At 59.9% G+C, this 11904-nt stretch carries 14 protein-coding genes; 8 read left to right on the plus strand and 6 right to left on the minus strand.

What is annotated here, in order from left to right; all coding sequences use genetic code 11:
* Positions 1-36 precede the first annotated feature (36 nt).
* The 6 genes from DW49_RS0122380 to DW49_RS0122405 form a co-directional block, all read right to left on the minus strand.
* Complete coding sequence (locus tag DW49_RS0122380; RefSeq protein ID WP_024421411.1) at positions 37-717, minus strand: response regulator transcription factor; 681 nt, start codon at positions 715-717, stop codon at positions 37-39.
* A 405-nt stretch (positions 718-1122) separates the two neighbouring features.
* A complete protein-coding gene (locus tag DW49_RS0122385) occupies positions 1123-1515 on the minus strand; it encodes a response regulator (protein ID WP_005617428.1) in 393 nt (130 codons plus the stop codon).
* A 251-nt stretch (positions 1516-1766) separates the two neighbouring features.
* The gene (locus DW49_RS0122390; RefSeq protein WP_003373333.1) at positions 1767-3098 is read right to left on the minus strand and encodes a deoxyguanosinetriphosphate triphosphohydrolase; all 1332 of its coding nucleotides are present in this window, start codon (positions 3096-3098) and stop codon (positions 1767-1769) included.
* Between the two features lie 169 nt (positions 3099-3267).
* Complete coding sequence (locus DW49_RS1000000132910; RefSeq protein WP_003373336.1) at positions 3268-3624, minus strand: hypothetical protein; 357 nt, start codon at positions 3622-3624, stop codon at positions 3268-3270.
* Positions 3621-4013, minus strand: a complete 393-nt coding sequence (locus DW49_RS0122400) for a phage holin family protein (RefSeq protein WP_003373338.1) — start codon at positions 4011-4013, stop codon at positions 3621-3623. Before DW49_RS0122400 ends, DW49_RS1000000132910 begins: the two co-directional genes overlap by 4 nt.
* Positions 4014-4017: 4 nt before the next feature.
* The gene (locus tag DW49_RS0122405; protein ID WP_003373339.1) at positions 4018-4332 is read right to left on the minus strand and encodes an ElaB/YgaM/YqjD family protein; all 315 of its coding nucleotides are present in this window, start codon (positions 4330-4332) and stop codon (positions 4018-4020) included.
* A gap of 262 nt (positions 4333-4594) precedes the next feature.
* Between DW49_RS0122405 and DW49_RS0122410 the strand changes: the two genes are divergently transcribed.
* The 8 genes from DW49_RS0122410 (at position 4595) to pcaC (ending at position 11613) form a co-directional block, all read left to right on the plus strand.
* Positions 4595-5665 carry an acyltransferase family protein gene (locus DW49_RS0122410; protein ID WP_005617431.1) on the plus strand — a complete coding sequence of 357 codons (1071 nt, stop codon included), beginning with the start codon at positions 4595-4597 and terminating at the stop codon, positions 5663-5665.
* Between the two features lie 72 nt (positions 5666-5737).
* The gene (locus DW49_RS0122415) at positions 5738-5986 is read left to right on the plus strand and encodes a glutaredoxin family protein (RefSeq protein ID WP_003373344.1); all 249 of its coding nucleotides are present in this window, start codon (positions 5738-5740) and stop codon (positions 5984-5986) included.
* A gap of 38 nt (positions 5987-6024) precedes the next feature.
* Positions 6025-6954 (plus strand): pca operon transcription factor PcaQ, encoded by a 930-nt coding sequence (gene pcaQ / locus DW49_RS0122420; protein WP_005617432.1) that lies wholly within the window; start codon positions 6025-6027, stop codon positions 6952-6954.
* Between the two features lie 127 nt (positions 6955-7081).
* A complete protein-coding gene (gene pcaH, locus DW49_RS0122425) occupies positions 7082-7801 on the plus strand; it encodes a protocatechuate 3,4-dioxygenase subunit beta (protein WP_003373348.1) in 720 nt (239 codons plus the stop codon).
* Positions 7802-7812: 11 nt separating this feature from the next.
* Positions 7813-8415, plus strand: coding sequence for a protocatechuate 3,4-dioxygenase subunit alpha (gene pcaG, locus DW49_RS0122430; RefSeq protein WP_005617434.1), 603 nt, complete (start codon positions 7813-7815; stop codon positions 8413-8415).
* Between the two features lie 67 nt (positions 8416-8482).
* The gene (gene pcaK, locus DW49_RS0122435) at positions 8483-9832 is read left to right on the plus strand and encodes a 4-hydroxybenzoate transporter PcaK (protein ID WP_003373352.1); all 1350 of its coding nucleotides are present in this window, start codon (positions 8483-8485) and stop codon (positions 9830-9832) included.
* Positions 9833-9856: 24 nt separating this feature from the next.
* Positions 9857-11218 carry a 3-carboxy-cis,cis-muconate cycloisomerase gene (locus DW49_RS0122440; protein WP_005617437.1) on the plus strand — a complete coding sequence of 454 codons (1362 nt, stop codon included), beginning with the start codon at positions 9857-9859 and terminating at the stop codon, positions 11216-11218.
* Positions 11215-11613, plus strand: coding sequence for a 4-carboxymuconolactone decarboxylase (pcaC, locus tag DW49_RS0122445; protein ID WP_005617439.1), 399 nt, complete (start codon positions 11215-11217; stop codon positions 11611-11613). Before DW49_RS0122440 ends, pcaC begins: the two co-directional genes overlap by 4 nt.
* Positions 11614-11904 lie beyond the last annotated feature (291 nt).

Below are 11904 nucleotides of genomic sequence, written 5' to 3' on the forward strand. Positions count from 1 at the left end.
TTTTCGAAATAAGTTACCCATAACCTGCAAGCTAAGCTATTGATAAGATTTGAATTTTCCGTTAGTTGGTGGCTGATTTTTTCGAAAACAGTACACTAGCGCGTTGCGTTTTGCCATCTCGATAAGTTCTACCAAGGTTCTGGTTTTCAGTTTTTGCATGAGCCGTGTCTTGTAAGTGCTGACGGTCTTGTTACTGAGAAACATGCCTTTGGCTATTTCCTTGTTCGAGCGTCCCTGCGCAAACAATTGCAACACCATCAGTTCGCGGTCGTTGACCAACTTGAACAGCTCCAGCTCGCTGGTCATCCCGTCTTCACGAACCGCGCATGCCAATGCCTGGCTGGGAAAGTAATTGTAGCCGGATAATACCGCTTTCACCGAACTGAGCAGCTCGCTGAGGTCTTCCTGCTTGCATACATAACCGGAAGCACCGGATTGCATGCAGCGGATGGCAAACAGGTTGGGGGTCTGTGACGTCAGCACGAGGATCTTGGAGGGCAGCCCCATGGTGCTGAAGCGCGCCAGCACCTCGAGCCCGTCGAGCTTGGGAATGCTGATGTCGAGGATGATCAGGTCGGGCATGCATTCGCGAACCATTTGCATCGCGTCGACACCATTATCGGTCTCGCCGACCACGGTATAGTTTTCGTTTTCCAGCAGCATTCTTACAGCCATTCGAATAACCGGATGGTCGTCGATGATAAAAACTGAGTTCATATTCCATTCCATAACAAGCAGCGAAGAAAGCGCGCACCTTAGCTCAGATGTTCGGGCAGGCACATGAAGAGACTTGCCCGGCAGGCATATATAGGAAAAGTCCTACAAAAATTAACGTATCGGAGTACGTAAAAGCCTACGATGAACATAAGTGTGTTTAAACGTTAGCGCGCGTTTCGGTGTGATGATGGGTTATTGATGTGCAGGTTGTTTATTACTTCCTGGAATCATCAGGCCTGTTTATTGAAACTTTCCTACACGTCTGAACGCGAATTCACAGCCTTCAGCGTGTTTTCTGTTGCATCTTTTGTTAATCGCCACGTACAAGAGCGTTGCGGTTCCGCTTCAGGCGCTGGCATCAAAGGCAGGCAAATCCGAGGCGGATAAAAAACCGGGCTGTCGGCGTCAGGCAGGAATGTTTTCCAGCAAACGGCTGAGGTCGGCGCCGTTCAGGGGTTTGCTCAGACAGCCGAGCAGCGGCAGGTCGCGTTCCATCGCCAGTTGCTGCAGGCTTTCAAGCTGCGCGTCGGGCACGCCGCTGAGCAGGATGGCCTGACGCAGCAGGCCTTGTCGGGCCGCCTCGCTGATCAGTTCGATGCCCGTCTTGTCCGGTAGGCACTGGTCGCACAGCAACAGCCCGTAAGGCTCGGGGCTGCGGTGCATGGCGTCCATCGCCTCTGCTGCGGTCAGTGCGGGAGTCAGCAGGAAGTAGCCCTGATTGTTGAGCAGCACCTGAGTGGCGATCAGTTGAAAAGGGTGATCCTCCACCAGCAGGATGCGCAGGCTGTGTTTGGACATGAGTTTTCCGGAAAAACCCTGGCGAGGCGTTCAGGCATCGGCAGGCGGCGTGCGGACCCGTAAGTGTCGCAGGCGGATGGATGACGTGCCGGTGCGGCGGTTGAAGTGGCTGGAATTATTGAGGGATGCAAGAAAATCTGCGATAGGACTCGTCTGACATGCGTGTAGGGCTTGTCTGAGTTTTGCGTTGTAAGCAGGTCAGGCCAGCCAGCTTTCCGGGTTTGCCCAGGAAGCTGGCTGGCGGCTGCCGGTCAGATGTGCCCGGAGTGTCCGGTCATTTCCCGGGCCATTTCGCCTGCGTAGCTGTCGGTCATGCCCGCGATGAAGTCGATCATGCGCAGGAACGAGGCATGCAGCGGCGCCTTGGGATCGGGCGCACTGTTGCCCAGCAGGTCGAGAATACGCCGGTGCTTGAAGGAGGGCGTGCGGCCACCAAACTGTTCGACGGCTGCCCCGCAAAAGGCGTTCAGGAGGATCTCCAGCGTGGTGTAGGCGCCGATTTCATGCAGCGTCTTGCGCTTGTCCTGAAAGATCTTCTTGCGAGCCATGTCCTTGGCGTTCAGCACGCAGCGTTTGGCCGGGCCGTGCATGTGCTCGACCAAGTCGCCGGGCAGGGTGCCGGCCAGCAGGGCGTCCTGTTGCTCGACAAAGGCTCGGGCCGCCGCGTTGGTCAGGTGCTCGATGGCCTTACCACGCAGGATCGCCAGTTTGCGCCGGCGTGAATCACCGGCGCCCAGTTGCCGATAGGTTTCCGGCAAGTCATCGCCGACCAGCCCAAGCAGCAGCGACTCGACTTCTGCGTAGTCCAGCAGGTCCATTTCCAGACCGTCTTCCAGATCGATCAGCGCGTAACAGATGTCGTCGGCGGCCTCCATCAGGTAGACCAACGGATGGCGTGCCCAGCGCTGCTCTTCAAGTTGCGGCAGGCCAAGCTTGCTGGCGATCTGCTCAAGAATCGGCAGTTCGCTCTGGTAGCAGCCGAACTTGTGCTTTTTGTACCCCAACGAATCGGCATGCCGGGCCGTCCACGGGTATTTGAGGTAAGTACCCAGGGTGGCGTAGGTCAGGCGTGTGCCGCCGTCGAACTGGTGATATTCCAACTGCGTGAGCACCCGGAACCCCTGCGCATTGCCCTCGAAGTTGAGAAAGTCGTTGCGCTCGGTCTCGCTCATCGCATCGAGCCAGCCTCGTCCGGCCGCCTGGTTGAACCAGTTGCGAATCGCATCTTCGCCGGAGTGGCCGAACGGAGGGTTGCCGATGTCGTGTGCCAGGCAGGCCGACTGCACGACCATGCCCAGGTCGCTGGGGTCGCACCAGTCTGGCAGGGCAGAGCGCAGGGTCTCGCCGACGCGCATGCCCAGCGAGCGGCCGACGCAGCTGACTTCTAGGGAGTGGGTCAGACGAGTATGGATGTGGTCGTTGCTGGACACCGGATGGACCTGCGTCTTGCGCCCCAGACGGCGAAAGGCACCGGAAAAGATGATCCGGTCGTGGTCCTTGTGAAACGGGCTGCGGCCTAGTTCTTCGGGGCTGTGCAGGGTTTTGCCGAGTCGTTCGCGGTTAAGCAGGGTCTGCCAATCCAAGGCGGTCACTCCATCAATGATAGTGGCGTAGCTTCCCGGTTCGACGGGCCTGCTGCAAGGTCTTAAGTGTGCAGAGAGGTAAACAGGCACGCACAAAAAACAAATGCCCGCCGCGAAACATCGGGGCGGGCATTCGGTTTCAAGCCTGATTCATATCAGGCTGGTGCAGTCAGAGCCTGTGGTTACGGTTCTGTATGGCGCGGCGCTGCAGGGCCACCTTGATCAGCGGCGTCAGAGTGATGCCGAGTTTCAGCAGGCGGCCCAGAAAGCTGGTACGCCCGGTCTTGGCGCGCTTGCCACTGAGAAAGCCCAGCAGGGCGACCGAGCCCACGCCCCAGAGCGGCGCGTGGCGAAAGCCCAGTGCGCTTTTCCAGTCGTGGCGGATGCCGCGAAAGCGTTGCAACGGCTGCAGCAGTTGCGTCGATTCGTGACGTATTTCCTGACGGTGCATTTCCATGCGCAGGCGGATCAATGCCTTGCGCAGTTCACGGCGAGTATTGCTCTGGTGCGATTTGGGTTCACTCATGGCATCAATCGCTCACGGTCGTTGGCCAGTTCTTCAAGGGTCGCATGGAACGGCGACGACTCATCGAAAATCGCTGCCTTGAGGCGCAATCCGCAGAAGATCGCGGCCAGAAAGTAGAACGTGCACAGGCCGATGATCCCGGCCAGTCGGTAGCTGTCCCACAGAACGATCAGCAGCAGCGCCGAGAGCCCGGTGAGCAGCAGCAGGCCGAAAACCAGCGCCAGCCCTGCAAACAGCAACAGGCTGACAGTGCGGGCCTTCTGCTCTTGCAGCTCGATGCCGAACAGTTCGACGTGGCTGTGCAACAGGCCAAGGAATGCAGCGCCGAGGCGCCGCGGTGTAGAGCCCGGAGTTCCCTCGGGCGGTGCTGATTCCGTTCCCAGAGTCATGATGTTAGCGCCTTGTAGCCAGCAGGCCGATCAGAAAGCCGACACCTGCGGCGATACCGACTGACTGCCAGGGGTTGTTCTGAACATAGTCTTCTGTAGCAACCACCGCCGCTTCACCGCGCTCGCGCAGCGAATCTTCGGTTGTTTTAAGCGTTTCCTTGGCACGCAACAGGCTTTCACGAATCTGGGCACGCAGTTCGTCGGCCTGATCACCTGCCAGAGAGGCGGTGTGTGCCAGCAATTTCTCGGTATCTGCAACCAGTACCTGGAAGTCGGCCCTCAGGATTTCCTGAGCATTCTGTGCGGTTTGGCGAGCCATGGTTTTCTCCGTTTAGGTGGCATATGGGTGTTTCGAGTACAGGGGATTCCTGAAGGTTCACTTCGATTGCCGTATCGTGTTCGATCAGGCCGTCCACTGCCGCTGCACCTTACTCCAAAAGCATCCGTCAGGAAAAACCACAACGACTGTGCACGTTGGGGGTTCCGTATTTCTGGCCTTTGGCTATGCTTGAAACGGGCGAGCCTGTGTTCGGCATGAAAAGGCACTGAAGATGAGCGCGTCGAGCTGAATGGAGAGTGGCATGGAGCGGCTGTATTCCCTGCAGGGGCTCAGGGGCGTTGCAGTCCTGGGGGTGGTTTTGTTTCACATGATGTCAGTCGAGGGCAAGTTTTCCGGGGGCGATATTCTCCTGCCGCCACTGCTCGATTTTTTTCAGTTGGGTGTCGACCTGTTTTTTGTCATCAGCGGTTTCGTGATGGTGATTGTCAGTCGTGGCCGCTTCCAGAGTGGCGCAGAGGCCCGGCGCTTTCTGTTCAATCGGGTGTCGCGGATCTACCCCACGTACTGGCTGTATTTTTTCATCACCCTGGCGGTGTTTCTGGTACAGCCGGGGATGGTCAACAGTGGGCACGGTGGGTCCAACCTGCTCATGTCCTTCCTGCTGCTGCCCAATGACAAGGTGTTGCTGGTGATGGTCGCCTGGTCACTGCTTTTCGAGCTGTGGTTCTACGTGGTGTTCTCCGGTTTTCTGCTGTTTCGTGAACGCAGTCTGCCGCTGCTGCTCGGCGGCTGGGCATTGATCATTGTCGTTTTCAACGCACTGGCAGACTGGCAGGACCATTCTTCCGCGCTAAAAATCATCCTGCATCCTTATTCGCTGGAGTTCATCCTCGGCGCGGCGCTGGCGCTGTTCTTCTATGGTCGCCACAGTGCACGGTTGCCGACGGTTGCCGTCTACGCCTTGCTGGCTGTCGCGCTGTTGGTGGCGGTGCCGCTGATAGGTGTTTACCGGCTTTACGACAGTCAGGGTTTGTTGCGCATGCTCATGGTCGGCGGGACGTTCGGCACGTTGGTGCTGACCCTCGCCTTACTGGAGCGGCGCCGACGGCTTGTCGTGCCGGGTTTTCTGGTTGCTACAGGTGACATGTCCTACACCATTTACCTGTCACATCTGCTGGTGCTCGGCGTGATCGGGCGGGTCTGGAGCCTGGTGGGGACCTGGCCCGAGAGCTACCTGGACAACCTGTTTTTCGCCGTGCTGATGATGGCGGCAGCGGTGTGTTACGGCTGGGTCGGTTATCGCTGTTTCGAGAAGCCGGTGCAGGACCGCGCCAATGCGTTCAGCAAGACGCATTTCCGGGTGTCGACGTGATAGGGCGTCAGGCCTAGAATCAGGCTTTGGTTGTCACGTAGATGCTTGTCACGTAGCCGCAGAGGGTCAATCATGCTCACGCCACCCGAATGCCAGCTGTTCAGCACCCTGGGATGCCCGTTGTGCGAGGTCGCCGAAGCGGTGCTGCTGCCGTTTGCAATCGAGCATGGCCTGATGGTCGAGCTGATCGACATCGGCGAGCATGAGCAACTGTTAGAGCGTTATGAACTGCGCGTTCCAGTGCTGCGCCGCATCGACACGGGCGAGGAACTGGAGTGGCCCTTTGAGGCGCCTCAGGTGGTTTCTTTTCTCAGCCGTTGAACGGAATTTTTCTCCACCACTCCCGGACCCGACGCGCATTGAATATCGACACCCGCATCAAATTTCGCCATCTGGTGTGCTTTCTGGAAGTGGCACGGCAGGGCAGTCTGGCGCGGGCCTCCGATGCGCTGGCGATCAGTCAGCCTGCCCTGTCCAAAAGCCTCAAGGAGCTGGAAACCCTGCTGGCCACGACCTTGTTCGTGCGCAGCAAGAGCGGCGCGGCGCTGACCGAAGCGGGCGTGGCGTTCATGCGTTTCGCCGGGCCCAGCGTCCAGGCGTTGCGTGACGGGGTCAGTAGCCTGCGCTCCGGCGAGCATGAAACCGTTACGGCGCGGCTGGGCGTGCTGTCCACCGCCGAAAGCCTGCTGGTGCCAGAGGTCGTCAAACGCCTGCACACGCGTCACCCGGCGTTGATCGTCAGTGTGATGACCGGCCCCAGCGCTTATCTGCTCTCGCAATTGCGTGTCGGCGAGCTGGACCTGGTGGTCGGGCGCATGACCGACAGCCCGCAGATTCTAGGGCTGACCTTCGAGCATCTTTACAACGAATCGATGACGCTGGTGGTGCGCAATGACCATCCGTTGCTGGCCGCGCCGCTCAAGCGTGAAAGCCTGGAGCAGTTTCCGCTGGTCCTGCCACTGGCGGGCACCACCATCCGCAAGTTTGCCGACAGCCTGTTCGTGCAGTGCGGTATTCAGATGCCGCGCCAGCGCCTGGAAACCCTTTCACTGACCCTGAGCCGCCGTTACGTGCAGTGCAGCAATGCGATCTGGATCGCGCCGCTGGACGCCGTGTTGCTGGAGTTGAAAGGCGGCACGCTGGTCGAACTGGACATGGGGATTCGCGAGCCCGGCGGCTCGGTTGGTTTGTGCAGCAACCCGGCCTTGCCACTGACACGCGCGGCGCAGTGGTGCGTGGATGAGTTGCGAACCGTTGGGGCGGCTTACCGGGATGGGCAGTATGCATAACCATTTGGTTATGGATGCGTGGTTTTATTTCAGTTCTCTGTAAGCATAAATAGCGCGACACTTTGCCGCAGCCTGTAGCGCAAGTGATCGACGCCTGCGCGTCCATAAGAAAAACAAGGAGAACGCCATGTCCGCCGTGGACAATAGCCGCTTTGTCATTCGTGATCGAAACTGGCACCCCAAAGCCCTGACGCCTGATTACAAGACCTCGATTTTGCGTTCGCCGCGTCAGGCGCTGGTCAGTATCCCGCAATCCATTTCCGAAACCACCGGGCCGGATTTCTCGCATTTGCAGTTTGGCCAGCACGACAACGACCTGCTGCTCAACTTCAACAACGGCGGGCTGCCTATCGGCGAACGCATCCTGCTTGCCGGTCGGGTCTGCGACCAGTACGGCAAGCCGATTCCGCATACCCTGGTGGAGATCTGGCAGGCCAATGCCGGCGGGCGCTATCGCCACAAACGTGATGCGTACCTGGCCCCGATCGACCCCAATTTTGGCGGTGTCGGGCGTACCCTGACCGACAGCGAGGGTAATTACAGCTTCCGCACCGTCAAGCCCGGTCCGTACCCGTGGCGCAACGGCCCCAACGACTGGCGTCCGGCGCACATTCACGTGTCGATCAGCGGCCCGTCGATTGCCACGCGATTGATCACCCAGCTGTATTTTGAAGGCGATCCGTTGATTCCGATCTGCCCGATCGTCAAGTCGATCACCAATCCGGATGCGGTACAGAGCCTGATCGCCCGGCTTGATCTGGCACTGGGCAACCCGATGGACTGCCTGGCGTATCGCTTTGACATCGTGTTGCGCGGTCAGCGCAAGACTCACTTCGAAAACTGCTGAGGAGGCCCGACATGCCCGTTCAATTGCTGCAGGAAACCCCTTCGCAAACCGCTGGCCCTTACGTGCACATTGGTCTGGCCCCGCAAGTGGCCGGCAACCCGATCCGAGAGCTGGAAATCTGGAACGAGATGGCCAGGCCCGAAGCGCCGGGTGAGCACATCGTGCTGCTGGGCAACGTTTTCGATGGCAACGGCCACCTGATTCGCGATGCCTATCTGGAGTTCTGGCAGGCCGATCATCAGGGCGTTCATGACCACGAATTTCATCCCGACCGGCCGTTCAACGGCTTTGGCCGCACCGCAACCACCGATGACGGTCAGTGGCTGTTGAAGACCGTAAAACCGGGTTCGGTGCGCAATGCGGCGGGTGTGCCGATGGCTGCGCACATCAGCGTGTCGCTGTTTGCCCGTGGCATCAATATTCATCTGCAAACGCGGTTGTATTTCGATGATGAGGCGCAGGCCAATGCCATCGACCCGGTGCTGAACCTGATCGAGCAGCCGCCGCGTCGCGAAACCCTGATTGCGCGTCGTTGTACGCACGAGGGCCAACCGGCCTATCGTTTCGACATCCGCGTGCAGGGTGAAGGCGAAACGGTGTTTTTCGATTTCTGAAACATGTGCGTGCGTTTCACGGCGCCTGCATCGGCAGGCGACCTTATAAAAATAAAAGGACACCTTCATGACGCTTACAGCCAGCGGCCCTGCAACCGGCACGCTCGACGTACAGGCTTTCATCAACGCGCAGCCGTTATCCGGGTATCAGTGGCGGATCGTTGCGCTGTGCTTTTTGATCGTGTTTCTCGATGGCCTGGACACCGCTGCGATGGGTTTTATCGCGCCGGCGCTCAGCCAGGAATGGGGCATCGACCGGGCCAGCCTCGGCCCGGTGATGAGCGCCGCGCTGATCGGCATGGTCTTTGGTGCGCTGGGTTCCGGCCCGCTGGCTGACCGTTTCGGCCGCAAGGTGGTGCTGGTGGTGGCGGTGTTCCTGTTCGGGATTTTCAGCCTTGCTTCCGCCTATAGCAGCAACATCGACCAGTTGTTGGTGCTGCGCTTGCTGACCGGTCTTGGGCTGGGCGCTGCGATGCCCAACGCCACCACGCTGCTCTCGGAATACACCCCGGAGCGGCTCAAATCCTTGCTGGTGACGAGCATGTTCTGTGGGTTCAATCTGGGCATGGCCTGCGGCGGTTTCGTGTCGGCCAAGCTGATCCCCAGCATGGGCTGGCACAGCCTGCTGATGCTCGGCGGTATCCTGCCGTTGGTACTGGCGGTGGTGTTGATGGTCTGGCTGCCGGAGTCGGCACGCTTTCTGGTGGTGCGCAATCGCGGGGCCGAGCAAATCCGCAAGGTGCTTGCGCCGATTGCGCCCAAAGCAGTGGCGGGGGTGACTGCGTTTACCGTTCCCGAGCAGAAAACCGTGAGCAGCCGCAACGTCCTGAAAGTGATCTTTTCCGGTACGTACAGCGCTGGCACCTTGCTGTTATGGCTGACCTATTTCATGGGGCTGGTGATCGTTTACCTGCTAACCAGTTGGCTGCCGACGCTGATGCGTGACAGCGGCGCGAGCATGGAGCAGTCGGCGTTCATCGGTGCGTTGTTCCAGTTCGGCGGCGTGTTGAGCGCCGTGGGTGTCGGCTGGGCGATGGACCGTTACAACCCGCATAAAGTCATCGGCTTCGCCTATGCGCTGGCTGGGGTGTTTGCGTATCTGGTCGGGCAAAGTCTGGGCAATGTCGCGGTGCTGGCCACGCTGGTACTGCTCGCGGGTATGTGCATCAATGGCGCGCAGTCGGCGATGCCGTCGCTGGCGGCACGTTTCTATCCTACGCAGGGCCGCGCCACGGGCGTGTCGTGGATGCTCGGGATCGGCCGCTTCGGTGCCATTCTGGGCGCCTGGGCCGGTGCCACGTTGCTGGGCCTGGGCTGGAATTTCGAGCAGGTACTGACTGCGTTGGTGATCCCGGCGGCACTGGCGGCGCTGGCGATCCTGATCAAGGGTTGGGTCAGTCATTCCGATGCCACCTGAAACCGTTCAATCTGGAGCGTTGATGTGAACAGACCGAGCAATCAACTGTTTGATGCCTATTTCACGCAGTCCGATATGCGCGACATTTTCTCGGACGAAGGCCGGGTGCAAGGCATGCTCGATTTCGAGGCTGCGCTGGCTCGGGCGCAGGCGCGGATCGGCCTGATCCCGCAACGGGTCGTGGCTGATATCGAGCAGAGCTGCCGCGCCGAGCTGTTCGATTTCGACGAACTGGCCATTGCCATCGGCAGCGCCGGCAATTCGGCGATCCCGTTGGTCAAGGCGCTGGGCAGGCAGATTGCCGTGCGCAACCCGCAAGCCGAGCGTTACGTGCACATGGGCGCAACCAGTCAGGACGTGATGGACAGCGGGCTTGTGCTGCAAATACGCCGGGCCATCGTCTTGCTGGAGCGTGACCTTGCGCAACTGGCCGAGGCACTGGCTGAACAGGCGCAGCGCCATGCTGCTACGCCGCTGGCCGGGCGCACCTGGTTGCAGCAGGCCACGCCGGTCACGCTGGGGATGAAAATCTCCGGTTGGCTGGGCGCGATCACTCGCCATCGCCAGCGCCTGAACGAGATCAAGCCGCGTCTGCTGTGCCTGCAATTCGGCGGTGCGTCCGGCAGCCTCGCGGCGCTGGGCGACCAGGCCTTCCCGGTAGCCGAAGCACTGGCGAGTGAACTACAACTGCAACTGCCCGAGCAGCCCTGGCACACACAGCGTGATCTTCTGGTAGAGTTTGCCAGCGTCCTGGGCCTGATCGCCGGCAGCCTCGGCAAGCTGGGGCGTGACGTCAGCCTGTTGATGCAGACCGAAGTGGGCGAAGTGTTTGAGCCTTCCGCACCGGGCAAAGGTGGCTCTTCGACCATGCCGCACAAGCGCAACCCGGTGGGCGCAGCGGTGATGATCGGCGCAGCCACTCGGGCACCGGGGCTGGTTGCGACGATGCTGTCGGCCATGCCACAGGAGCACGAGCGCAGCCTGGGCCTGTGGCACGCCGAGTGGGAAACCCTGCCGGAGCTGTGCTGTCTGGTGTCCGGTTCGCTGCAACAGGCTTTGCAGGTGATACCCGGTTTGCAGGTGGACGCCGAGCGCATGCGGGTCAATCTGGAATCCACCCAAGGCCTGGTGCTGGCCGAAGCCGTGAGCATTGCGCTGGCCCAGCGCATCGGCCGTGACGCGGCCCATCATCTGATCGAACAGTGCTGCCGGCGTGCGGTGGAGCAGGGCGCGCATTTGCGTCAAGTGCTCGGCGACAACCCGCAGGTCAGCGAGCAACTTACTTGCGCCGAGCTGGATCGCCTGCTCGATCCGGCCCATTACCTTGGCCAGGCCCGCCTGTGGGTCGAACGTGCCGTGGCTGAACACACAAGGATCTCCCGATGACCGAAGACGAACGTTACGAAGCTGGCATGCAGGTGCGTCGCGCCGTGCTGGGCGACACACACGTCGATAACAGCCTGAGCAAACTGACGCCCTTCAACGAAGCATTTCAGGAAATGATCACCCGGCACGCCTGGGGTGATATCTGGACCCGCCCAGGCTTGCCCCGCCACACACGCAGCCTGATCACCATCGCCATGCTGATCGGCATGAACCGTGAGGGCGAATTGCGCCTGCACCTCAAAGCTGCAAAAAACAACGGCGTAACCCGCGAAGAGATCAAGGAAGTGCTGATGCAGAGCGCGATCTACTGCGGCATTCCGGCGGCCAACGCGACGTTTCACCTCGCCGAAGCGGTGTGGGACGAGATGGGTGTGGAGTCGTTGAAGGAGGAATGAGAAGTCGCATAGCGGTGAATGCTGCAGCGCAACGCCATGCCTAGCCCGAATCTCACTGACTCGCAGAACCAACATGCGGCGCGTAGCGCCACAAAAGTCAAACATCTTGCTCAATCGTTCATCGGGAATGCCATTCGTAACGGACGCTATGTATCACATCTGCTGCAGCGCAACGTCATGCCTGGCCCGTAGTTGCTGCACATAAACAAAAGCGCTTTTTTATCACGATGGCACTGACGACACCGAGTGCGACGTAAGTGACGGCTGGGCTCTGGCGCTGATCCGGGGGAT

This window comes from Pseudomonas avellanae BPIC 631 (genome assembly GCF_000444135.1).
Taxonomy (GTDB): Bacteria; Pseudomonadota; Gammaproteobacteria; order Pseudomonadales; family Pseudomonadaceae; genus Aquipseudomonas; species Aquipseudomonas avellanae.